General features: G+C 40.9%; 17 protein-coding genes. 10 read left to right on the top strand and 7 right to left on the bottom strand.

All coding sequences use genetic code 11. The features are described from left to right. The 6 genes from DC082_RS01455 (at position 1) to DC082_RS01430 (ending at position 10,284) form a co-directional block, all read left to right on the top strand. Positions 1-1,254, top strand: a complete 1,254-nt coding sequence (locus DC082_RS01455) for a GIY-YIG nuclease family protein (RefSeq protein ID WP_109235442.1) — start codon at positions 1-3, stop codon at positions 1,252-1,254. A 43-nt stretch (positions 1,255-1,297) separates the two neighbouring features. Next, positions 1,298-2,437, top strand: coding sequence for an SIR2 family protein (locus DC082_RS01450; protein ID WP_109235441.1), 1,140 nt, complete (start codon positions 1,298-1,300; stop codon positions 2,435-2,437). A 1-nt stretch (position 2,438) separates the two neighbouring features. Further along, positions 2,439-4,178: an ATP-binding protein gene (locus tag DC082_RS01445; RefSeq protein WP_109235440.1), complete on the top strand. Its 1,740-nt coding sequence runs from the start codon at positions 2,439-2,441 to the stop codon at positions 4,176-4,178. 621 nt (positions 4,179-4,799) lie between these two features. After that, the gene (locus tag DC082_RS01440) at positions 4,800-7,175 is read left to right on the top strand and encodes an Orn/Lys/Arg family decarboxylase (protein ID WP_109235439.1); all 2,376 of its coding nucleotides are present in this window, start codon (positions 4,800-4,802) and stop codon (positions 7,173-7,175) included. A 12-nt stretch (positions 7,176-7,187) separates the two neighbouring features. Continuing rightward, on the top strand, positions 7,188-8,657 hold the full coding sequence (locus tag DC082_RS01435; protein ID WP_109235438.1) for a basic amino acid/polyamine antiporter: 1,470 nt from the start codon (positions 7,188-7,190) through the stop codon (positions 8,655-8,657). Between the two features lie 139 nt (positions 8,658-8,796). Next, on the top strand, positions 8,797-10,284 hold the full coding sequence (locus DC082_RS01430) for a basic amino acid/polyamine antiporter (RefSeq protein WP_109235437.1): 1,488 nt from the start codon (positions 8,797-8,799) through the stop codon (positions 10,282-10,284). 303 nt (positions 10,285-10,587) lie between these two features. Here DC082_RS01430 and DC082_RS01425 read toward each other — a convergent pair whose 3' ends face one another. From DC082_RS01425 to DC082_RS01410, 4 genes are all read right to left on the bottom strand, one after another. After that, on the bottom strand, positions 10,588-11,391 hold the full coding sequence (locus tag DC082_RS01425; RefSeq protein ID WP_109235436.1) for an energy transducer TonB: 804 nt from the start codon (positions 11,389-11,391) through the stop codon (positions 10,588-10,590). Positions 11,392-11,460: 69 nt separating this feature from the next. Further along, positions 11,461-13,467 carry a TonB-dependent copper receptor gene (locus DC082_RS01420; RefSeq protein ID WP_109236159.1) on the bottom strand — a complete coding sequence of 669 codons (2,007 nt, stop codon included), beginning with the start codon at positions 13,465-13,467 and terminating at the stop codon, positions 11,461-11,463. Between the two features lie 148 nt (positions 13,468-13,615). After that, entirely contained in the window at positions 13,616-14,485 is an 870-nt protein-coding gene (locus tag DC082_RS01415; protein ID WP_109235435.1) for a sulfite exporter TauE/SafE family protein, read from the bottom strand. A gap of 439 nt (positions 14,486-14,924) precedes the next feature. Beyond that, complete coding sequence (locus tag DC082_RS01410) at positions 14,925-15,686, bottom strand: GntR family transcriptional regulator (protein WP_109235434.1); 762 nt, start codon at positions 15,684-15,686, stop codon at positions 14,925-14,927. A 281-nt stretch (positions 15,687-15,967) separates the two neighbouring features. On the opposite strand from DC082_RS01410, the gene DC082_RS01405 reads away from it, so the two are divergent. After that, positions 15,968-16,591 carry a CopY/TcrY family copper transport repressor gene (locus tag DC082_RS01405; RefSeq protein WP_109235433.1) on the top strand — a complete coding sequence of 208 codons (624 nt, stop codon included), beginning with the start codon at positions 15,968-15,970 and terminating at the stop codon, positions 16,589-16,591. A 147-nt stretch (positions 16,592-16,738) separates the two neighbouring features. Here DC082_RS01405 and hydA read toward each other — a convergent pair whose 3' ends face one another. Then, positions 16,739-18,151, bottom strand: coding sequence for a dihydropyrimidinase (hydA, locus tag DC082_RS01400; RefSeq protein ID WP_109235432.1), 1,413 nt, complete (start codon positions 18,149-18,151; stop codon positions 16,739-16,741). A gap of 326 nt (positions 18,152-18,477) precedes the next feature. On the opposite strand from hydA, the gene cobB reads away from it, so the two are divergent. Then, positions 18,478-19,230, top strand: coding sequence for a Sir2 family NAD+-dependent deacetylase (cobB, locus tag DC082_RS01395; RefSeq protein ID WP_109235431.1), 753 nt, complete (start codon positions 18,478-18,480; stop codon positions 19,228-19,230). A 225-nt stretch (positions 19,231-19,455) separates the two neighbouring features. Further along, positions 19,456-20,616: a Na+/H+ antiporter NhaA gene (gene nhaA / locus DC082_RS01390; protein WP_109235430.1), complete on the top strand. Its 1,161-nt coding sequence runs from the start codon at positions 19,456-19,458 to the stop codon at positions 20,614-20,616. A gap of 344 nt (positions 20,617-20,960) precedes the next feature. Here nhaA and DC082_RS01385 read toward each other — a convergent pair whose 3' ends face one another. Next, positions 20,961-22,424, bottom strand: coding sequence for a catalase (locus DC082_RS01385; RefSeq protein ID WP_109235429.1), 1,464 nt, complete (start codon positions 22,422-22,424; stop codon positions 20,961-20,963). A gap of 384 nt (positions 22,425-22,808) precedes the next feature. Between DC082_RS01385 and DC082_RS01380 the strand changes: the two genes are divergently transcribed. Continuing rightward, entirely contained in the window at positions 22,809-23,843 is a 1,035-nt protein-coding gene (locus tag DC082_RS01380) for a CNNM domain-containing protein (RefSeq protein ID WP_109235428.1), read from the top strand. Positions 23,844-23,983: 140 nt separating this feature from the next. Here DC082_RS01380 and DC082_RS01375 read toward each other — a convergent pair whose 3' ends face one another. Further along, on the bottom strand, positions 23,984-24,205 hold the full coding sequence (locus DC082_RS01375) for a glycine zipper 2TM domain-containing protein (RefSeq protein WP_275665686.1): 222 nt from the start codon (positions 24,203-24,205) through the stop codon (positions 23,984-23,986). Positions 24,206-24,307 lie beyond the last annotated feature (102 nt).

The following is a 24,307-nucleotide window of genomic DNA, read 5'->3' as shown; positions in this document are numbered from 1 at the left end:
ATGAAACTCTATGGGATAAAAAATGAGCTCCCTTCCCTAACTTTTGAGGAGATTCTCAGTGGTCAAAATGATCCGCATGGCCTGCTTAAAAATATTAAGCCTAAAAATAGTAACAATAAAATACAAAGTGCTTTAGTCTCTAAATTTGATGAGATTAATCAATTCATTGATCAAAAATCTCGATTACCCGAGGTAGAAAGTACTGATATCACTGAAATGATATTAGCAGAATCACTACATAGTATTATTGAAAAGCACTCTGATAATAATATATTACGGCAGATGGATCACCATAACCTCCTTACAAAGGAAGCGACTTCAGTAGCTACAAATAAAGATATAAACATAAAAAATAACATTTCTAAAGCAGAAGAGGTAACTTCTTTAGAGGATATCTTTAATATTGCCGGTGATCTTTTAAAAGATAACAGCGGAATATTTGAGCTAAAACATATACCGAAGATCAAACAAAATAAAGAGATGCCAGATGACGTAGCTGAGAGAAAAGAGTGCCCTGACTTTTGGAGATTTAAACCGTTATTCATTGAGATGCATCAAAAACTTAAAGATGGAGAATTTCAATTACAAAAGTTTAGTAATAATTCCCAAATACGAGAGGGAGATTTTTTTATCCTTAAGGGAGTTGCCTGTTTTGTTGATTCTATTGCTAAAGAGAGTGAACGAGAGGATGTTCATAACCCAAGAATGCGTCTGATTTTTGAAAATGGATTAGAATCCAATATGTTAATGAGATCACTAGCAGCTTCTTTATATAAAGAAGATAATGGACGGCGCATCTTACAAGGAGCCGATGCCGTAACAGAGTCTCTACTTAATATCTCTCATAAAGATAAGCCATTAGGTTATCTTTATATTTTACGCTCTTTGAGTAATAACCCTTCCCTAGCTATATACGAAAATCTTTATAAGATTGGTTTTACAACCACAACGATTGAAGATCGAATTAAGAATGCCGAGAATGATATTGCTTTTCTAGAAGCGCCTGTCGAGCTTGTAAAGTTTTTCGAATGCCGGCATGTCAATCCTCATAAACTTGAAAGATTAACGCATACTTTCCTCGAAGCTCAAAGGCTTAAAGTCACTTTAATAGGTAAGGATGGAAGTCGATATCAGCCACAAGAATGGTTTAATGTCCCCTTAGAAACTATTATAGAAGTAGTAAAAAAAATTAGTGATGGGACTATCAATCAATATCGTATGAATAACACGACTGGGGAGGTTGTTAGGAAATAATATTAACTTGACCATAAAGTTCAGAATATCAAAAGAGGATTCTATGTCATTAAACACCACTATTTTTGAGAAAAATGATTTTAAAGAAGTTATTCGCAAATTAGAAGAGCTTTTAACCCACTCTAAAATTGTTTTATTAGGAGCAGGGGCAAGTTTCTGCGCCGGATTGCCTTTAACAAATAAGCTGACGGAAGAGGTCTTGAAAAACGAGAGCCTCTCTACCACATCTAAAGAAATTTTAAAAGCTATTCAATCTAAGTTTAAGGGAGCCAATCCCGCTGCTCATATTGAAGATTACCTCAGTGAATTAATTGATTGGTTAGCCATTACAGCCCGTCGCTTTAATAGAAATGTGGATGATAACTCTATTTCGATCGATAAGAAAAGATATGAGCATGATCAATTATTAAAAGCTGTCGAAGAAATTAAATTAGCCATCTTTTCTGTGATAAATAAAGATGTAACAATTGATACGCATATTAAATTTATTGAATCATTACATCGACCTATTCGACCGGGTAAAAAGTCATCAGAATGTATCGATTATCTAGTGATGAATTACGATACTTTAATAGAAGATGCTTTAGCTCTTTCAAGAATAAAATATGCCGATGGCTTAGAGGGAGGAGTATCAGGATGGTGGAACCCTGATGTATTTGAAAAAAGTGATTTAGAAGCTAAAGTTTTAAAACTACATGGTTCCATCAATTGGTCAGAGGATCCTTCTTCTTTCACTCCGTTTAGAGTTAACAATCGACTTAACTTTCAAAAGGATCCGTCAGCAAAAATAATGATATGGCCTGCATCTACTAAATATAGAGAAACGCAGTTAGATCCATATGCATACTTGATGCATAAAGCAAGAGGTATTTTAAATCCTCAAAATGGAAAACAAAAAGTCTTATTAATTAGTGGTTATAGTTTTGGAGATTCACACATCAATTTAGAAATTGAAAGAGGCCTCAAAAACTCTAAAGGTAATTTAACTGTCTTAGCTTTTATCAGCGATAATGAACCAACTGGTATTATTAAAGACTGGAATAATAATCCTGATATAAACAAGCAATTATTAATTTTTGCTAATAAGGGATTTTATCATGCAGATCAACAGATAATTTCTGAAAATGATATTAAATGGTGGAAGTTTGAAAATTTAACTCAAATTTTAGAAGGACGGATTTAACATGATAAACCAACTTATTAAACCTATTGATAATCTTGCTATCGGTAAAATTATCGAAGTTGATGGTACTCGTATTATTGCAGAATTAGACCCCCTACTATTAGATCTATCTAGGGTATTTGCGGGAGAAAACTATCCTATAGGCCAGTTTGGTTCTATTATAAAAGTACATTTTGGGCGAAAATCAATTTATGGTTTAGTTAGTCGCCTACGAATGAAAGCTGACTACGAATTAGAGAATGGAATCCCTGTTGTATCTTCCGATGAAAGAATTATAGAGGCAGATCTATTCGGTGAGGGTGAGTGGAGAATAGGTGCAGATGAGAGCCCTTCTTTAGAATTTCAGAGAGGTGTTGCTACTTACCCACTTCCCCAGCAAACCATTTACATTACACAAAAATCCGAACTGAAATATATATATGGTAATACACAAGGTGCAATTATTCATTTAGGAGAGCATGTTGGTTCAGGATCCCCCTGTTATGCTGAACTTAATGAATTGCTTGGAAAGCATACCGCAATATTAGGGTCTACAGGATCAGGAAAATCAGGAACAGTCTCAGCTGTATTGCATAGCATCTTAGAACGAGGGAATATTGCTCACTATGAACGTTGGCATCCACAGATTATTATCTTAGATCCTCATAATGAATATGGAAAATCTTTTCCAAATCATCAACGCCTATCTACAGATGAAGGATCATTAAAGCTTCCTTATTGGCTATTAGATCTTGAAGAAACTATAAGTTTATTTATAGGAAAGACAGAGTACGCAGCTACATCTCAATCTAATATAGTTAAGAACGCATTAATAGCAATCCGTGAACAAGCCGCAAATAAGTTATTATTAGATAAAAGTCTATTAACAGTCGATTCTCCCATCCCATATATTTTGGGAGATCCGAATGGCATAGATGAATTTGGGAAAAAAAATAATGAACTATATACAGAAGGTTTAATTGGAGAAATAAATAAACAGCGTCCAAATAATAAAAGTCAAAACCAACATGAAGACTACAATAAAGTTATTCGTAAAATTAGCTCTCTCTTAAAAGATGGTAGATTAAAGTTCATGATGAAAGGTTGGGATGGCAAGTCCGATCCTTTACCTAGTATTCTTAGTCAATTTTTAACCTCAGAGACGTCTATCCAAATAGTAGATTTATCAGGCATACCCAATGAAATTGCTGGAATTACAAGTGCCGCTATTGCCCGAATTATATTTCAAATAAAAGTATGGCAGTCAGAAGAGGAAAGACAAAATAGTCCTGTTCTTCTTGTGTGTGAAGAAGCCCATCGTTATGTCCCGAATAAAGGGGAGGCTCAATATGAAGCAGCTCAATCAGCAATTAGAAGAATCGCAAAAGAAGGTAGAAAATATGGCGTTGGATTATTTTTAATATCGCAACGTCCAAGTGAGGTAGAGGCTACGGTCCTCTCTCAATGTAATTCTTGGATTGTCTTGCGTATAACAAATGATACTGATCGAGAACATGTCAAAAGTATTTTGCCTGACTCAATGACAGGCTTAACCAAGATGTTATCAGGATTACGCCGACAAGAAGCTATATTTTTAGGTGAGGCGGCAACACTACCTTCCAGAATTATGATTAAAAACTTAGAAAAAGATCAGCTTCCTAAATCAAGCGATATTGATTTTGATTTAGGCTGGCAAAAAGCAGCCTCTAATTTAAAAGACATGGAAAAAGTGATAAATCGTTGGAGATACCAACAACGTTAAATAACAGAACAAAACTTATATCTTGTATTGATTCTTAACAAATGAAGTACAGAAATAAAGTACAGCTTTGAGGCTTATAAAAATAATAAATTTGTTATTATCTTCCTTATTTAATCACATACGTAAGTTTAAAAATGTTTTCTCCCCCAAAAAAACAAAAAGCCGGCGCTATGCCGGCAATTGAATGGATACTCCCATTAAGGTTTATTGTTTTTAAGAGATGTGATTATGAGTAGTGATACAGATTTTCACAATTTTTTATACCTTGGGAGAAAGTGATCCTCAATGAGTAGGATGAATTGTGATGGAATTCACCAATAAGGATATTGGGCACTTTAGCCCTTTCTGTAAAATAGTATCCATTAGAACACATAAAATATGTGCTGTTTGGGTCTAGTGAAACTAACGTACAGAACAACAAATCATAACAAAAATTGTCACAGGTAGCGGAAAATCTTTCTCATTTATTGGTATAAGTTGACATATATCATGATTTCTTTATTTAAGGTAAATATCCCTAAAAATGAGCTTAAATGCGCTAAAACAATATAAATTTTTATCTGAAATTGTTATATATTGTTAATGAGATAACGACTTCATCCATTTAATGAGGAGTTTAAGATGAAATATAATAGAGATATTCTTTTTATTAATGATTTTTCCGATTATAGCGATCATCCTTCCCATAGACTCAATGAACGATTGAAAGAGTTACAGAGTGCTTTGAGTGCTTTGGGGTATCAATTTACAGTGGTTGAATCTCTACCACAGGCAACGGCAATCGTTGCGCAGACGCCTCACTTTGGAGGTGTTGGACTCTTTTGGGGTGGTAAAGAGACAGATGCCGTTGATGCTCTACACTTTTTAACCACTTTTCGCGCTAGAAATCCGGAAACGCCCATCTTTCTCCTCTCGGTTGAATCGATTACTCATAATCTGCCGATCGATCTCCTTAAAGAGATGAAGGAGTATATCTATCTCTATTCAGAAACGCCTCCCTTTTTAGCCAATCGCATCGACCGAGCAATTCGTCGCCACTATGAAGCGATGCTGCCACCCTACTTTAAGACTTTAAAAGAGTTTACCGAAGATGGTGATTACTACTGGGATTGTCCGGGGCATATGGGGGGAATGGCTTATCTAAAACATCCTGTTGGCGCAGAGTTTTTTAAGTTTTATGGGGAGAATATGTTCCGCTCCGATATTGGTGTTGCTACGGCGGAGATGGGGGATTATCTGATCCATGAAGGACCACCGAAAAAATCAGAAGCGATCGCAGCAAAAGAGTTTGGGGCTGACTGGACATTCTATGGTGTCGGGGGCTCTTCTACCTCCAATAGAATCGTGGCGCAAGGTGCCGTAGGTGCTAATGAGATGGTGGCTGTAGATCGCAACTGTCATAAATCGATCAATCACGCCTTAACACTCTCTCAGGCGCGTCCTGTCTATCTTCAACCGACACGAAATGGCTTCGGTCTGATCGGCCCGATTCCGACAAAAAGATTAACCAAAGATCATATCGATAGCTTAATTGCCGCAAGTCCTTTAACAAAGGATGCTATCTCACCGGCGCCCACTTATGCTGTTGTCACGAACTGTACTTATGATGGATTCTGCTACAACGTTAAAGATGTGGTCTCTCATCTTGGCGAATCGGTCCCGCGTATCCATTTTGATGAGGCTTGGTACGCCTATGCAAAGTTTCATCCTCTCTATAAAGCACGTTTTGCGATGGATGTTGAAGAGGATGATCCCCATCGCCCGACAATATTTGCCGTACAATCGACCCACAAGATGTTGCCGGCACTCTCAATGGCGTCGATGATTCATGTGAAGAAGAGTGATCGAGCGCCACTCAATTTTGAAGACTTTAATGATGCCTTTATGATGCATGGCACCACTTCGCCCTACTATCCGATCATTGCATCGATCGATGTTGCCGTTAATATGATGAGTGGTCAATCGGGCTACTCTTTAGTACAAGAGTCACTAGAAGAGGCGATCGCTTTCCGAAAATCGATTGTCTCTATTAAACGCCGACTGCAGGAGGAAGAGGGTGAAGAATCTTGGTTCTTCGATCTGCTCCAACCGTGCGAAATCTACTCTGAGAAAGAGAATCGTCACTATAGCTTTGAAGAGGCGCCGATAGAGCTTTTAACTCATGATCCCCGCGCTTGGCAACTGCGTGCAGGTGAAGATTGGCATGGTTTTAGCGATGAAGATTTAGCCGATACCGATAGTATGCTCGATCCTGTAAAAGTGACCATCACCTGCCCCGGCATTACGGCACAAGGGATCTATGAAGAGAGAGGAATTCCCGGCTATATTATGACTCGCTTCCTCGATGATCGCCGGATTGAGATTGCACGAACCGGTGATTATACCCTCTTAATTCTCTTCTCTGTCGGGACAACAAAAGGAAAATGGGGAACCTTAGTGGAAGCTCTGCTTGAGTTTAAGAAGCTCTATGACAATGACACTCTCGCGATTGAAGCGATTCCTTCTCTCGCAGCAGAAGGGGATCACTATCGTAATATCACACTCAAAGCACTCTGCCAAAAGATGCATGAGATGATGAAATCGAAAGAGATGATGTTGAAGATCAATAATGCCGTCAATAGTGCGCCTATTGCCGAGTTAACGCCGGCAGAAGCCTTCCAGAAAGTGGTTCGTTATCAGACTGAGGTAGTGAAGCTCGATGACTTTAGAGGTCGTATCTCCGCCACAATGGTAACCCCTTACCCACCTGGAATTCCGGTCTTAATGCCGGGTGAGCGCCTCTCTGAAGAGGATACCGGCGTAATTGCTTACCTTAAAGCGTTGCAAGAATTTGATAAAGCATTCCCCGGATTTGAGCATGAGCTACAAGGGGTACATATCGATGAATCGGGGGATTTCTGGGTTCGAGCAATTGTTGAGGAAGAGCGAGAACCTGCGCAACCGAAGGTGAAATTTAGAAAACAGCGCTCTCATGCCATCCGTACAGCACGTGGTTAAAGGAGATTAATCATGAAAAAGCATGCAGCAGAAGCACCGAAGCCTGCTTCTAAACTTGGCTTCTTTGCCCTTATCGCGATTGTGGTCGGATCGATGCTCGGTGGTGGGGTCTACAGTTTGCCCCAAAACACCTCGCTCCACTCCGCTGTAGGCCCCATTATTATCGCTTGGCTGATTGCCGGCTTTGGCGTCTACTTTATCGCTAACTCCTTCCGTATTCTCTCCGATATTCGCCCCGATCTAAAATCGGGTGTCTATATGTATGCACGTGAAGGTTTCGGCCCCTTTATCGGCTTTGTCGTCGCTTGGGGCTACTGGCTCATGACCGCTTTTGGGAATGTCGCGTTTGCCGTTATCTTGATGGATGCAATGAACTATATCTTCCCGGGGAAATTTACCGGGGGGAATAACCTCAACTCCATTATCTTCGGCTCCATTTTGATCTGGCTCTACTACTTCTTAGTTCTTCGTGGTATCAAGACAGCGAGCTTTATCAATATGGTCGGGACGATGAGTAACCTTATCCCCTTAACGCTCTTTATCATTATTATGCTCTTCTTCTTTAAGTTCAGCCATTTTACGGAGAACTTCTGGGGTCATAGTGCGCCGGCACCTAGTGAGGATCTTGGCTCTATTCCTAAGCAGATTATGTCACCAATGTTAGTGGCCTTATGGTGCTTTATCGGTGTTGAAGGGGCTGTGGTTCTCTCAGGCCGAGCGAAAAATCCTGCCGATGTCGGGAAAGCTACTTTAATCGGCTTTTTAGTAGTATTAACGATCTATATTCTGCTCTCGATCCTTCCCTTTGGTTTTATGGCGCAACATGAGATTGCAGAAGTTCCCAATCCTTCCACTGCCGGCGTATTGGGTAAAGCTGTTGGCAATTGGGGGCAATGGTTGATGAATATTGGGCTGATGATCTCCGTTCTTGTCGGCTGGCTCTCTTGGACACTCCTCTGTGCAGAAGTCCCGATGGCAGCGGCACAAAATGGAACCTTCCCTTCGCTCTTTGCCAAGCAAAATAAGAATCAGACCCCATCATTCTCACTGCTCGTCAGTAGCATCATTATGCAGGCGGCGATGTTATTGGTCTATTTCTCCAATAATGCGTGGCAAACAATGCTCAGTATCTCAAGCCTTATTATGTTGCCGGCCTATCTTGGGACTACGCTCTTCCTCTTTAAGCTCTGCACGCAAAAAGAGTATGAGAAGTATGCGAAAAAAGGTAAAACGCTTGCCTATTTAAGTGGTTTGATCGGTTTTCTCTTTGGCCTTTTTATGTTCTATGCCGGCGGTATTCAATATGTGGTAATGGTTCCCGTCCTCTTAGCATTGGGAATTCCGGTATTTATCTGGTCTCGCTGGGAGAAGAGAGATGGTGCGCCGATCTTTCAAAAAGTGGAAGTGCTCTATCTTCTGATCCTTCTGCTATTAGCGATTGCCGGCATAATCTCCGTCTGGGGAGGTTGGGTAAAACTGTAATAATGATCTCGTAGCGCTTGACTCGCTCTTTTAATCTATTTAACAGATCGAACGCAGATGACGCTACGAGAGAATCTAATCTGTTTGTTTAATCGGTAAACTTTATTATTCAATTTCAGAAAATGAGGATTCATCAATAATGGGTCAATCAAAAGGTGGTAAGTTGGGCTTAATTGCCCTGATTGCAATTGTTATGAGCTCGATGATTGGTGGTGGCGTCTATAGTCTGCCCCAAAATATCGCACAATATTCAGCACCCGGTCCGGCGATTATCGCTTGGATCATTACGGGTATTGGTCTCTTCTTTATCGCAAACTCTTTTAGTATCTTGGCAAATGCGCGTCCAGATCTAAAGGCGGGAATCTATATGTATGCTCATGAGGGCTTTAATCCCTTTGCCGGCTTTTTAGTCGCTTGGGGTTACTGGCTGATGACGATCTTTGGTAACGTTGCTTTTGCCGTGATCTTAATGGATGCGCTCAATACCTTCTTCCCGGGCGTCTTTACTAATGGTAATAATCTAACTTCCATCATCTGTGGCTCGATTCTGATCTGGGGCTATAATCTACTCGTTAGTCGCGGGGTAAAAGTTGCCGGCTTTATCAACTTTATCGGGACGATCGGCAAGACCATTCCCCTTCTAATCTTTATTATCGTTGTGGGCGTTATGCTCGATTATAGTAATTTGACACATAACTTCTGGGGGAATGATCCCCATACAATGAGCGAGCTTGGCTCACCGGGGAGACAGATCACTAATCCCTTAATGGTAACTTTATGGGTCTTTGTAGGGGTTGAGGGTGCCGTTGTCCTCTCTGGGAATGCGAAAAATCCCAAAGATGTAGGAAAAGCCACTTTGATCGGCTTCTTCTTAAGTCTCTTTATCTATATTGCGCTCTCTATTTTGCCCTATAGTGTGGCGAGTCAAGATACTTTAGCGAAGATGGCAACACCCTCTACGGCAGAGGTTTTAAAGCTCGTTATTGGTGAGGCCGGTTCGATGATTATGAGTATCGGCGTAATTATCTCGGTGATGACAGGATGGCTCGCTTGGACCATGCTCTGTGCTGAGATCCCGATGGCTGCTTCTGAAAATGGAACCTTCCCTAAATTCCTCTCCATTAAAAATGGTCGCGGCGCAGCGAAATACTCCCTCTTGATTAGTAGTGCCATTATGCAGATTGCGATGATTTTGGTCTACTTCTCCAAAAATGCTTGGAACACAATGGTTGATATTACCTCGGTGATGGTGATTCCGGCATATCTTGCAACCACACTCTTCCTCTTTAAATATGCCCTAAAAGGGGATAATGAGGTGATTAAGAAGCGGAGAATCTTAGCGCTTATGAGTGGTTTGGTCGGCTTTCTCTTCTGTGCCTTTATGCTCTATGCGAGTAATCCGCTCTATGTTGCTGTCATTCCATTACTATTAACGCTCGGTGTCCCGCTCTATATCTGGGCGAAAAAGGAGAGTCGTACAACACAAAATGGGACAATTGAAACAACCGAGGCTCAAAAGGAAAAAGAGCGACTCTTTAGACGAGATGAACTCCTCTATCTTATCCTGCTTCTCATTTTAGATGCCGTTGCCGTAACGGCACTATTTCTGATGCTCTTTAAGCATTAATCGCTAAATGGGTGATTGGATGATTGGATTGATGATTGAAGCCTGATCCTTAAAATATTGATGGCTCTATCGATTATCCTATATCAATAGAGCCCCGTTAAAGGATCAGCTCAAGAGCTCCATAGAGAGATCAGAGAAAAGAGAATAAAGAAAAGCCGGCATGATCGTTATCATCATGTCGGCTTTTATAATTGATAGGATGCATTATTAATCTATCAATATTACTAGGGGATCGTTACTCATCGAGAGCCTAGATCTCTACGCTCGATGATTAAATCGCTTCTTGATCTGTCGTTAATCGACCTATCGTTTTTCAATCTTAAAAGTTACGGTAAAGAGATAATCATACTCAATCGCTTTGCCCTCTTTTTGTGCCGGCTGATAGCGATACTCTTTCGCCGCTTTTAGGGCAGCTTCATCTAGACGTGGGTAACCACTACTTTTATGCACTTTAACACTCTTCGCTCGTCCTGAAGGGAGTACTGTTGCCACTAAAGTGACTTGCCCCTCTTCTCGGCGCCGGAGCGAAAGCTCTGGATAGCGCGGTTTACGATTGCCTAGTGCCGCTCCCTGATGCGATGGCGGCACAAAGGCTTGATTTCTAAGATCGCTCCCACCGGGATTACGATTATTGCTACGGTTCGCTTTTGGATTATTACCCTGCTTTTTCTCTTCTCTCCTCTCTTCCTTTTTCACCGGCTTTTTTTCAAGCTTTAGCGCACTCTGTTTAGGCTCACTCTTCTTCGGCTTACTCTCATTGAGATTTTGAGTAGGTGCTGTTAATGGCTCCTGCACCCTTTTTTCAATACTCTCTTCGGCTGGCTGATCAACTGCTATTATAGATTCAACTGCTTTCTCCGGCTCAAAGCTTTCGAGCGCTTTCTCACTCTCTTCTTGCTCTACAACCGATGTTGTACTTGATGGTAAGTTTACGGAGGCACTCTCCATCCGCATCTCAGGAATTAAAGAGATCTCTAATATTGTGCCTGCCGCTGCTAGATCCTGCTTAACGATCTGATCAGGGGGAGCGATCAAGAGTCGTTGCAAAATCGCGTAGTGAAAGAGTAACACTCCGGCAAAGATCACAATATTAGAGAATTTAAACATATTATTTTTAATACCACTTCAGAATAGATATCCCAAAATACCCATCCAATAGAGAATTAAGATGACTATCTAAAGATCAATATTCATCCTGACCCAAAGGCTTCTTCCCGGCTCATTAATACGAGTTTTATTCTGAACGTTATAACCTGCAATATCATGCGTTCCACGACTGATAAATTCGGCATAATTTTTATTAAAGAGATTATCAACGCCCGCCATAATGGTCATCTCATTGCGTACCTTCCATGAAGCATTAAGCGCAACCGTGCCATAGCCGGCACCACGACCGATATCGGTACCAAAAATATTCCCTTGCCCTTTTGCATAACGATGTTGCGAATTCACCACTCGCCAAACAATCCCGGCACTAAATTGCTCATCATGCCACTGAAGGGAGCTATTCCACTCTAAAGGGGGAACTTGTGCTAATGGGCGATTATCGGTTTTATTCTTTCCATAAGTGTAAGCAATGCTACTGCTAAGGCGCCAATTTTGGCTCATATTCCATTGCACTTGCGCTTCAATGCCGTAACGGTCAGCATCGATATTACGAGCTGCTTTTTCTTGGATCAAGATATAATCCTTCATTTTGCTCGCAAAGAGTGTTGTTGAGAAGGCTAATGTCTCATTTTGGAAGATAACCCCTAGATCGATCTCATGATTAGTCTCTTTCTTAAGACGTTCACCATTATCTTTACTTCTCTCCCAGAAATCGGGCGCACGTTGCGCCATACCGTAACCGGCATGTAGTAACCAATCACCTAAACGATGCTCATAACGGAGAAATGCAGAATCGAGATTGTAACGTTTCGAATGAAATTGGGGTGCAATTTTACTTCCTTTGCCAAAATCGGGATTATATTTTGCATCATAACGATCATGACGATATCCCATCACCAATTTCTGTGAATCATTGAGGAACCACTCATCTTCAATAAAGATGCCCCAATTCTTAAATTTTTGATTCGCTTGATAAGGCATCTTATGGTAGTTAGCGGCAGCTGCTAAATTGGGTTTCATACCGGTCATTCGTAACTTATGGCGATCATCGAGCCAATCGATCCCCACTGTTGTCTCATGATCTCCTAAAGAGAGTTCTGCAAAGAGCTTTGCCGATTGCGTTGTCCGTGCAGGATTACTTACCGCAAACATCTTTGGTGAAATTCGGTAAGTGTAATTATCCATCACATGATCAATCTTATTATGGCTATACTCAAATTGGAGCGTGCGTAACCAATCGGTAATATTCTCCTGTTTCACTCTAAAGCGCCAGCTATCACGATCAAACTTGATACCATCCATCATGCGATCTGCATAGTAGGTATGGCCACGGCTACGATCATAACCTATTTCAATCAAGGTATTCTCGGTGGGGGTTAAGCCCGCTTCTATCGTTTGACTATCCCGTTTATATTTAGAATGGATCTTATCGCCGGCACCATCCTTATAATCATGTGAGCGATTATAGGTCGCATTGGCATGAATCCAGCCCCACTCATTACCGATGATCCCATCAACATAGGATTCAATTCGATCAAAGGAACCTCCTAAAAGGGAACCGCTCAATTTAGCTGTCGGTTGATCAAAACGAAGATCATTACGGATAAAACGAGCAACTCCGGCAATATTTCCCGGGCCATATTTTACTGTTTGTGGCCCTTTAATAAAGATCACTTCATCATATGATTCAGGATAGATATAAGCGGTTGGGGGATCCATTCGTCCGCCACATCCACCTAGAATTTGATGATCATTACTCAAAATACGTAGACGAGATCCGCCCAATCCACGGAAGATCGGCTCACCGCCGCCGCCCCCTTTACGAGCAACACTCATATTAGGGATTAAGCGCAATAGCTCTGTACCATCTTGCACCGGTGCCGGCTGTATCGCCTCTTTGGGATTGATATATTGAATATTTGGCTGATCAGAGATCTTAGCAATCACCTGAATATCATCTAATGCCGTTAATCTCTCCTCTAGAGCAACCTCTTGCGGTAGATGATTCACTTCATCGGCAAACAATGGGGGGATAAGAATCGCAAAGAGTGCGAGACACAATCTCTTCTGTTTCATTGAGCTTCCTTCAACTGACATACTTTTCTCCATTTCAATGATCGATGGAGGTTAAGTTAATAAAAGGCTTAAGGATTTGAGTTCTCCTAATTTAAGAATTCTTAATTTGAGCGTTCTTAATTTGAGGAGTCCTAAGCCGAAAAATTTTTTAATGATGCATCGTGCTATGATCGATCTCTGAATGATCCATCTCTGAGTGGTCCATTGTTCCATGCCCCATCGCACCATGGTCCATCTGCGAGTGATCCATTGCCCCATGCCCCATCGCATCATGATCCATCTGTGAATGGTCCATCGCTGAATGATCCATGCCATGTCCATGATGATCATGACCACCGCCGATCCCAAGATCGCTCATCAACATCGATCCCATGTAGAAGATGGTCATCGCTAACACCAATAATCCGGAAATCTTGCGTGCTTTTGGAGAGCTAAAGAAGCTCCCAAAGAAGTTTCCAGAGACACTTAAGGTCAACATCATCGGTAACGTTCCTAATCCAAAAAAGAGCATCACTAATGGTGCTGCTAAAACATTCTCCACTCCTAAGCTCATCGCAAATGCCATATAGACCATGCCACAAGGGAGTAGCCCCCAAGCAAGTCCGGCAACATAGGCCCCTTTTAAGGTCTTAATGGGAAAGAATTTGCGCGTTAACTGAGAGATCGGGCGAGAAAGCTTATTGAGCGGTTTCTCAATAAAGGCGAGATATTGTGGAAAGCCGATCAACTGTAACGCCACAAAGAGCATAATCATTCCTGAAAAGTAACGAATCACAATCTGTAATGGCTTGAGATCTTGCATCGCAACAGAGAGAAGCATCGCAACAAATCCTAAGATCACATAGGTGGAAATTCGTCCTAAGTTATAACAAATGGCTGTTCCAATACGCTTACTATGAGTATTCGCATCGGTATTCATCCCTAAAATACCGACAATCGGCCCACACATCCCCACACAATGTAGCGAACCATTAAGCCCTACCAAAAACACCGCTGCAAGCAACGTAATATCAATCATTTCTGTCCCCTATTTCTACTTTTTTGATCGATCTTTTAGGGATCAATCACTTCTATTAATATTCTCTTTTATGTCCTTATTATTTTTTGCTTCTATATTTTACAAGTTGTATATACAGGATTATAGTGTATAGTTGTCTATACAGCTTGTTAACTATAGGGGTATAGTCTAGCTCTAAAAAAATAAATAATAAAGCCCTACCGGCAACTCTTTTTAAAAAAGAGGGGGATAGAGGTCAAAGAGTGATAAATAACTGATCAATATCAATGATCTACTGCCGATCGATTATGGACCACTTACCGATATATTGAATGCTCGACTTTGAAGATTAGGCTCTAATGATCAGATTTTGAAGATGAAGTTTTGAAGATGAGACTTTGAAAATGAGCTTTTGAAAATGAGCTTTTGAAAAGTAGAGTTGAAAAGTAGATTATAAGAATCAAATTTTACTATGGAATTGATATCGCGATGCCGGATAGAATTGTTCTGCGTAGGAACGGAGCTTTCCTTGAATCTGCAATTTTTCAATCACTTTAAAGCAAGCCTCTTCCCCCTCAATACTCAAAATTTTCTTCAGTTCAGGAGAGGGTATCATCGCCTCGAGACGATGCTTTTGGGAGAGTGCCGGCACTAAATTGAGAAGATAGGCACTACTACAATGATGGGTAAAGTGCTCCTCTTCATAGCGAGGGGCAAAAGCGGCTAATAATGTTCGTTGCTCATATTGAATCGGGATACCGTTACTAAGATAGAGGATTTCACTATAAAGAAAAGGAAATTCTGCCGCCTCTTCTTTAGAAAGCTGAAAGAGCGAGGCAAAAGGGACTTCATCATAGGCGAGACGTTTGCGCTCAAGAATCAGAACACCGTATTGATTCCCCTCAATGGCAATCTCTTGAGAGATGGGAAATAGTTCAAAAAAAGGGGTAAGCTGAAATGGTTCTGCCACAAATGTACCCGATCCCTTTTCACGAAAGAGATAGCCCTCCTCCGTAAGCTCCTTAAAAGCTCGATTCACTGTCATTCGGCTAACATTCAAAATAGCCGAGATCTCATTTTCGGAAGGAAGCTTTTGATGTGGCAACCACTCTCGGATGGCAATCTTTTCGAGAATAAACTCTTTAATCTTCTGATAGAGTGGCAAAGAGCGATCATCACGCTCTAATGAGTGCTGAAATTCTTGAAATGAATTGATTGGCATATTTTCGATTCAATCTCCCATCGATCGGCAGTCAAAGAAGCTAATATAGCTTATTAGCATGACTTGTTAGTATAACTTAAAATCTCTCAACGCTCGTTAGATTCATATAGAAACGATCATAAATGATTAAATTATCGAGTGAAAGTTAAGCTGATATTAAACTGATATTAAACTAATAGTAAGCTTATCCTATTTCCTCATCAATAGAGGTCACTTTTGATCTATAATGATCTTTACAAATCTATTTGCCGATAAATTTATAGAGCTGATTGAGGGAGATCATGACAAAAAATAAGATATCACCAGCAGAATATACCATCATGCAGGTATTATGGTCCCAAAACCAAGCAACAAGCCAAGAGATGATTACGATCTTAAGTAAATCAACCGATTGGAAACCAAATACCATTCAAGTAATGCTCTCCCGTTTAGTGAGTAAAGGTGTTGTCGGTATCCGAAAACGGGGTCGCTATAATGTCTACTTTCCCACAATCGCAGAAGGTGATCGTAGCCGAAATATCGGGGAGAGTTCCACTCATATCTGTGCTCGAAAGGTGGGGAGTCGTATTGTCGAGATGATCGAAAACCGCATACTCTCCTTCGATGATATCGCGAAGATTGAGAAGGCATTAGAAGCTAAAAAAGCTTTTGCCGTTGAGGAGGTGATGTGTGATTGTCCGCCGGGAACCTGTACCTGTAAAAATTGTAACTGCAGACGAGAAGATCGAAAGTATGCCCTAACCCCGGCCAATAGCCAAGTTGAAGATTCAGATCAAAGAGCAACGGCCAATAACTCACTTGCGACTTCACTATCTTCCCCTTTATCACTACAGCCGGAAAAAGAGCAGCAGAGAGCAGAAGAGATCAAGAGCGACAAAATGAAAAGTAGCTGTTGCGGTGGCTAGATATAATTAAATCTATTCTATAGTTAGATGTAGCTCTAGATAATAACTCTAGATAATAACGCAGTAAAAAGCGCACTAAAAAGTACGCTTTTTACTATCTTAAGTCTCATCTATCTTCTATTCTACAACTCTGGCCACTCGCCTCTTCTAGGAAGAGCGTGGCTCAACAAGTGGGCGTCGAAGATAATCGAAACAAAAACCAAAAGGTTTGGCATGTTGACGCTTTCCTTCACCCTTCTTACCAATAAACTTTCCCTTCTCTGCCATCAGTTGGCCACGTAGAAAGACCTTATCAGCTCGACCTTTGATTTTAAACCCTTCAAAAGCAGAGTAATCGATACCTTGGCAGAGATCTTTATTATGAATTTCCCCCTCATAATCTTGATCCCAGATCAAAATATCGGCATCACACCCAACTGCAATACGCCCTTTATGGGGAATATTGAGTAATCTTGCAGGATTTGTCGCCGTAATCTCCACAAATTTCTGGCGACTAATATGTCCCGCTTCTACACCATAAGTCCAGAGCATCGACATACGCTCCTGCATTCCAGGAACACCATTAGGAATCTTTGCAAAATCACCATATCCCTCTTTCTTCTTCTGAAAGCCCCCCACTAAAGCACAGTGATCCGAACTCGTCGCCGTTAACCAGCCCCGGCGAAGTCCTTCCCATAGGGGCTCTTGATTCGATTTATCCCTCAATGGGGGCGCACAAACATATTTAGCACCTTCAAAATGGGGAAGCCCTAAGTAGGACTTATGTAATGTGAGATAGTGCGTACATGTTTCGCCATAGATCGGATACCCCTTCTGATAGGCATCGCGAATCGCTAACATCGAATCTTCGAGCGTCACATGGACTATAAAGAGTGGCGCTCGTGTTAAGATCGCCATATCGATCCCCCGACGTGTTGCCTCTACCTCAGTAATAGGAAGGCGTGAGTAGTAGTGATCTATCGTCTGCTCTGGATGTTCTTTCTCTAAGATCTCTGTCAAATAGGAGATCATATCGCTATTTTCACAATGGAGCATGGTGGTGATCCCATATTTTCTCGCTTCTCGCATACAGTGCATAATGGTTTCATCATTTGAGTAATACTCACTACCTTTATACCCCATCAATAATTTAATAGTGGAGACCCCATGTTTTGGGAGGTTTTTTATATCATCAAAGAGCCCTTTATGCCCACCGCCCATCACCATTGAGTGAAATGCATAATCACAGCTTGCTATCCCCGCCGCTGTTTGATCATGCGCTTCAATCGCATCACTAAAGGTCTCACCTTCATGCATCGGTGCAAAATCGATCACCATCGTTGTACCACCGGCAAGTGCGGCATGGGTTGTTTCAAACCCCATACCACCAAAGGAGCCTAAATGGGTATGTTCATCAATGCCACCGGGAAGGATATACTTTCCCTCAGCATCAACGACTTCATCGGCATTTGGAGTTTGATCAGTAATCGCAACGATCTTCTCCCCTTCAATCAGCAGGTTTGCCCGATACTCATGATCAGTATCAACAATGATGCCATTTTTAATCAGAATAGTACCCATAACTCTTTTTTTTACCCTAAATCTTAAAATTTTAAATTTTAATAGAACTTCTCAATAGAACTTCTCAATAGAACTTTAACAAAGCTTCAATAAAACTTCGGTAAAGCTTCAATCATCTCTCGCTCAACTAATGTCGACATTCTAACATTGTTTCAATTTATGTCATTATCCTACATAAAAATATTGTCAAATAAAGTTATTTGGTCAATTAAAGTGATTTTAAATCAATTAGATGTAAATATGTAAAGAGATCATGACAGAGACTAACCTTAATCTGAAATTAAAAAACATAGATAAAAAACATAGATTTTATAGAGGAGAAATTAATGGTTAAGAGAGAATTCTATATTGAACAGCTTGGAAAACAGTTCATTAAAGAGACGCCGAGAGTTGTTGTATTGACCGGTGCCGGCATCTCAGCAGAATCTGGTATTCGCACCTTTCGTGCAGCCGATGGTCTTTGGGAGAATCACCCTATTGAGGAGGTGGCATCTCCCGAAGGATTTCAACGAAATCCGCAACTGGTACAACAATTTTATAATGATCGCCGGGCGCAATTGCAATCGGAGATAGTTAAACCCAATGCAGCACATTTTGCCCTCGCTCATTTGGAAGCACGATTAGGGGATCATTTTCTCCTTGTTACACAAAATGTCGATAATCTTCATGAACGTGCCGGTTCAAAGAGATTGATCCATATGCATGGGGAACTACTTAAAGTTCGCTGTTTAGAAAGTGGAATGATCTTCGATTGGAAAAGTGCCGTAACAGAGGAGAGCCTCTGCCCTTGCTGCCAACGACGAGGTTATCTGCGCCCTCATATCGTTTGGTTTGGGGAGATGCCGCTAGAGATGGAGAGAATCTATCAAGCTTTAGAAGAGGCTGATCTTTTTCTCTCTATTGGTACCTCTGGAAATGTCTATCCTGCTGCCGGCTTTGTAGAGATTGCGAAGATGGTGGGGGCACATAGTGTAGAACTCAACCTCGAACCGACCCAAGGAGCAAGCCTCTTTGATGAAGCTTATTATGGCCCTGCTTCTGAAATTGTCCCGCAATATTGTAACAAAATCATCAGTTAAGCCTTGTAAAATCGGTAATTTTCATGAGGCATGGATATTCGCTAACCCCTTCTAGGAGAGTTGAGATACTCGATTTGATACCATTTTGAGGTTTATATTGCTTAATTTTTAACCATAAACTGTATAAATTTCCATATTTTGTCGCTAAAAATTTTAGTACACTGATTTTTCGCGTTGAAAATATCAATGAAAATTACAAACACCTGACTCACTTTAGGAGCCAAGATGTATCAAAAAATTAAGTACTTTTTCACACTTCCAACTGCAGGCGGCATCATTTTAATGCTTTCAGCAATTATTGGGCTTATTCTCGCCAATAGTGCATTATCAGACTTCTATTTCTCTATTCTAAATAGTGATGTTGCCGGTTTATCGGTACTTCATTGGATTAATGATGCTTTGATGGCAATTTTCTTCCTCTATGTTGGACTCGAATTGAAACGAGAATTCATCAGTGGAGAGCTTGCAACCAATGCTCAACGTATTTTACCTGGATTAGCTGCTTTTGCAGGGTTAGCGGTGCCGGCACTGATCTACTTTGGACTCAATAGTACCGATCCTGTCGCGCTTCATGGCTGGGCAATTCCCACAGCTACAGATATCGCTTTTGCACTTGGAATTGTTGCACTCTTAGGAAGTCGTGTCCCCGTATCTCTTAAGATCTTCTTAACCGCTTTAGCCATTATTGATGATTTAGCGGCTATTTTGATTATTGCGATCTTTTATAGTGACTCCTTACAGCTTAGCTATCTCTTAGCGGCGCTCATCTGCGTGATCATCTTAATCTTCTGTAACTATCGCCGAATTACACAACCAATCGTCTATATTATCATTGGTGCTATTCTCTGGTTTGTCGTCTTAAAATCAGGAATTCACGCAACGCTTGCCGGTGTTGTATTAGCGATGACCATTCCGCTCAATGGCGTTAAAGAGAATAAGAAAGGGGAAACACCTCTCATTGCATGGGAGCACGCTCTTAGCAATTGGGTCAGCTTCTTAATCATTCCACTTTTTGGCTTAGCCAATGCCGGCGTTTCATTGAAAGGCTTCGATTTTTCGATGTTGACACATCCTGTCGTTTTAGGCGTTACCTTAGGTCTCTTTGTCGGAAAGCAGGTGGGCGTTTTTGGTATGGTCTTTATTGGCGAAAAATTGGGGATATTCCAACGTCCGAGCGGCGCGAGTTGGACACAAGTCTATGGTATCGCCCTTCTCTGCGGGATCGGCTTTACGATGAGTCTCTTTATCAGTATGTTGGCCTTTACCTCACCTGAATTGCAAGATCTAAGTAAGATTGGTGTCTTCTTAGGTTCTCTTCTCTCTGGAGTATTAGGTTATCTACTTCTTCGCTTCCATAAAGCGCCTGCTGAAAAGCTAGAGAAGTAACGTTTCTACTCAATATCCTCTATTCCCTATTGAAGACTCTATATTGAAGATTCTATATTAAAGATATTTATTAAAAGGCATCGACTCATTGATGCCTCTACTTTATAAGAATAATCAGATAGTAAAATAATAGGATAAAAAGATGCCCCACTTTCCACGGTAGATCATATCATTACATTAGATCTATTGTAGAGATGGGGCATTTCCAATAAGAGGGGATACAACATCCCTCTTTCACTCAAATCACTCCTAGATCTGATCTCTCCTCTTCTAAAATTATCCAAAGAGGAGAAGGCGATATATTCAACAATCGATCAGATCTCAGCCATGTTAGTCTACATCAATTATGCTGTAATAACACTCTTAATATCAATTCCTAAAGCTTCTGCCACGCCGGTACCATAAGCTGGATCTGCTTGATAGCAGTGGTAGATATGGCGCTTTTTAATATGCTCTTCACTATCACCCATATTTCGAGCTGTATTATCAAAGAGGCGTTGTTGCTCTTCTGGTGTCATTAAGCGGAAGAGTTTTCCAGGTTGCTCAAAGTAATTGTTATCATCTTCATGGAAGTCCCAACGGGTTGCAGGTCCAATAAGATCGAGTTCTGGCTCTTCAAGATGGCGTGCTTCTGTCCACTCACTATAGCTATTTGGTTCATAAGCAATACGACGACCTTGGTTACCATCCACTCGCATTGCACCATCGCGATGGTAACTATGTACCGGACATTTCGGGGAGTTTACAGGAATCTGATGATGGTTCACCCCTAAGCGGTAACGCTGGGCATCTCCATAAGAGAAGAGTCGACCTTGTAACATTCTATCAGGTGAAAAACCGATACCAGGAACAACATGCGCAGGGTTAAATGCCGCTTGCTCAACATCTTGGAAATAATTATCCGGATTGCGGTTAAGCTCAAATGTACCCACAGGAATCAATGGGAAATCTTTCTTATACCAAACTTTTGTAAGGTCAAATGGGTTGTATGGCATCTTCTCTGCCTCTTCAAGTGTCATTACCTGAATAAACATATCCCATTTTGGATAATCACCCTTTTTAATAGCATCATGAAGATCTCGCTGACTCGCTTCACGATCCTTACCAACAATCTTCTCTGCTTCACTATCCGTTAAATTCTCAATTCCCTGACGCGTTTGGAAGTGGAATTTGACCCAGAAACGCTCTTTATCTTTATTGATAAAGCTAAAGGTATGGCTACCAAATCCATGCATATGACGATATGATTTTGGAATACCGCGGTCACTCATTGTAATGGTAATTTGATGAAGAGCCTCTGGCAGAGAGGTCCAGAAATCCCAGTTAGCATTAGGGCAACGCATATTAGTATGGGGATCACGCTTAATCGCATGATTAAGATCAGGGAATTTTAATGGATCACGGAAGAAGAAGACCGGTGTATTATTACCCACTAAATCCCAATTTCCCTCTTCGGTATAGAAACGGAGGGCAAATCCACGAATATCACGCTCTGTATCTGCGGCACCACGCTCTCCGGCAACTGTTGAAAAACGAGCAAACATCTCTGTCTCTTTACCAATCTCAGAGAAAATTTTGGCACTCGTATATTGGGTAATATCGTGGGTAACGGTAAATTTACCAAAAGCGCCTGATCCTTTCGCATGCATCCGACGCTCAGGAATAACTTCACGATCAAAGTGGGCTAATTTCTCTAAGAACCAGACATCTTGTAATAACATCGGTCCACGACGACCTGCTGTTAAAGAATCTTGGTTGTTAGCTACAGGTGCGCCTGCTGCGGTCGTAAAATATTTTTTATCGCTCATAAAGTTATCCTTCTGCTGAAGTTAAAGAGTTCGGTTAAGTCTTACTGCTTAAGCGATTTCACTCAAGCTCACTGTTAAGTCTTATCGCTCAACAACTACAGCATAATACGTTAGGTTTGATTATTAAAATGAATTATATTAATAACTTTCTTTAATTTTATTAAAAAGATCTTCATAACTTTTATTTATCGCGATCTATGAGCAATTATCTCTTAAAAAAGAGATACTTGAAAAAGTAATCTATATCAAATCTCTGAAGTCTCTATTTTATCGGGCCTAGATCAATATAGTAAAGATCAGAAAATCTCATTATAAGATGATTACCACAGCAAACAGAGGAATAATTCGTTATAATCGATACTTCTTTTTCTTTTTAGAGTCACTATGGTTCTACTCATTTTTATCGTTGTTATTTCGATTGCGGTCTCATTTCTCTGTTCTATTTTAGAGGCAAGCCTACTCTCATTAACCCCCACTTTTATCTCACAACAGAAGAGTCGCTCGCCACAGCTCTATATTGCACTAAAGGCATTAAGAGATAAGATCGATCGGCCATTAGTTGCGATTCTAACGCTCAATACAATTGCGCATACAGCAGGCGCTGCCGGCGTTGGCGCTCAAGTGACAGCGCTTTATGGTAGCCATTACTTAGGTATCGCCTCGGCGATTATGACGATTCTGATTCTGATCCTTTCAGAGATTATTCCTAAAGTATTGGGGGCAAAATATTGGCGAAAAATAGCGCCGGCATTGCCGAAGATCCTCAATCCGATGATTCTTCTTCTACGCCCCTTTATTTGGCTCTCCGATCGAATTTTACGCATTATTGGTAATCATAAAGAGGAGATCAATCTACGAGCAGAGATTAAAGCGCTATCACAACTTGCTAAAGAGCTTGGAAAGATAGAGACAAAAGAGCAACAGGTGATCGCTAATGTCTTAGATCTCAATGAAGTTGATATCACTTCAATTATGACACCACGTGTTGTGACAACTGCAATTAAGCCCGATATCGACCCTGAGAGTTTGACCGATCTGATTGAGAGGCATCAATTTTCACGATACCCCATTATTGATGATGCAGAGAATCCTTTAGGGATCTTTTTCCGGCATGATCTCCTAAAGGTTGCGCAAGAGGGGGAGAAGATTATGGATCTTGCAGAAGAACCCTTAGTCTTTCCCGATACAATCAGCGTTAAAAATGCATTTCGTAAACTTCTTGATGAGCAACAACACCTTGCCTTTATCTATGATGAGTATGGGACATGGCTCGGTATTATCACCTTAGAAGATATCTTAGAGAGACTGATTGGTGAAGAGATTCTTGATGAACATGATATTGTGCCCGATATGCGCCTTCTTGCTAAAAAGCGTTGGGAGAGCCGCCAAAATAGTGAGTTACCCCATAAAGATCGATAAATGATCATGAAATAATTAACACAAAGATAGACCCGTAGAATAGATTACACTCTACGGGTCTCATTACACTTTATAATTACACTTTATAATTACTCTTTAAGTTACTCATTCAATAATCGATATAAGCGATTTTGAAAATATTAGAGTGCTTTACCTACTTCATTACCGATAACACCGCCGACTGCAGCGCCAATACCTGTTCCTAAGATTGTATCTGTCACTGCAGCGCCGGCAACAGCCCCTGCACCTGTGCCGATCACCATTCCCTTCTCCTTACTGCTCATCCCATCCCAAGTAGAACAAGCAGTTACAACAGCAACAATCGCAAATAAAGAAGCCATCTTTGTCATTAACTTCATCATCTTTCTCCTTATTACCCTTAATTATCCCTGATTACTCAATTGCTAACAGCTATTAATTTATCTCTCTCTACTCGATCGATCACTCCATCCTTCACGAGATCT

Origin of the sequence: Ignatzschineria indica (genome assembly GCF_003121925.1) — a bacterium.
Classification (GTDB): domain Bacteria; phylum Pseudomonadota; class Gammaproteobacteria; order Cardiobacteriales; family Wohlfahrtiimonadaceae; genus Ignatzschineria; species Ignatzschineria indica.
The sequence above is the reverse complement of the archived record's forward strand: the minus strand, read 5'-3'. Positions and strand labels throughout refer to the sequence as shown.

Coding starts and splice junctions, on each gene's coding strand:
- DC082_RS01405 (WP_109235433.1), top strand. CDS start 15,968: ATGACAAAAAATAAGATATCACCAGCAGAATATACCATCATGCAGGTA.
- DC082_RS01385 (WP_109235429.1), bottom strand. CDS start 22,424: ATGAGCGATAAAAAATATTTTACGACCGCAGCAGGCGCACCTGTAGCT.
- DC082_RS01430 (WP_109235437.1), top strand. CDS start 8,797: ATGGGTCAATCAAAAGGTGGTAAGTTGGGCTTAATTGCCCTGATTGCA.
- hydA (WP_109235432.1), bottom strand. CDS start 18,151: ATGGGTACTATTCTGATTAAAAATGGCATCATTGTTGATACTGATCAT.
- cobB (WP_109235431.1), top strand. CDS start 18,478: ATGGTTAAGAGAGAATTCTATATTGAACAGCTTGGAAAACAGTTCATT.
- DC082_RS01445 (WP_109235440.1), top strand. CDS start 2,439: ATGATAAACCAACTTATTAAACCTATTGATAATCTTGCTATCGGTAAA.
- DC082_RS01410 (WP_109235434.1), bottom strand. CDS start 15,686: ATGCCAATCAATTCATTTCAAGAATTTCAGCACTCATTAGAGCGTGAT.
- DC082_RS01450 (WP_109235441.1), top strand. CDS start 1,298: ATGTCATTAAACACCACTATTTTTGAGAAAAATGATTTTAAAGAAGTT.
- DC082_RS01455 (WP_109235442.1), top strand. CDS start 1: ATGAAACTCTATGGGATAAAAAATGAGCTCCCTTCCCTAACTTTTGAG.
- DC082_RS01435 (WP_109235438.1), top strand. CDS start 7,188: ATGAAAAAGCATGCAGCAGAAGCACCGAAGCCTGCTTCTAAACTTGGC.
- DC082_RS01440 (WP_109235439.1), top strand. CDS start 4,800: ATGAAATATAATAGAGATATTCTTTTTATTAATGATTTTTCCGATTAT.
- DC082_RS01425 (WP_109235436.1), bottom strand. CDS start 11,391: ATGTTTAAATTCTCTAATATTGTGATCTTTGCCGGAGTGTTACTCTTT.
- DC082_RS01375 (WP_275665686.1), bottom strand. CDS start 24,205: ATGATGAAGTTAATGACAAAGATGGCTTCTTTATTTGCGATTGTTGCT.
- DC082_RS01420 (WP_109236159.1), bottom strand. CDS start 13,467: ATGAAACAGAAGAGATTGTGTCTCGCACTCTTTGCGATTCTTATCCCC.
- DC082_RS01415 (WP_109235435.1), bottom strand. CDS start 14,485: ATGATTGATATTACGTTGCTTGCAGCGGTGTTTTTGGTAGGGCTTAAT.
- nhaA (WP_109235430.1), top strand. CDS start 19,456: ATGTATCAAAAAATTAAGTACTTTTTCACACTTCCAACTGCAGGCGGC.
- DC082_RS01380 (WP_109235428.1), top strand. CDS start 22,809: ATGGTTCTACTCATTTTTATCGTTGTTATTTCGATTGCGGTCTCATTT.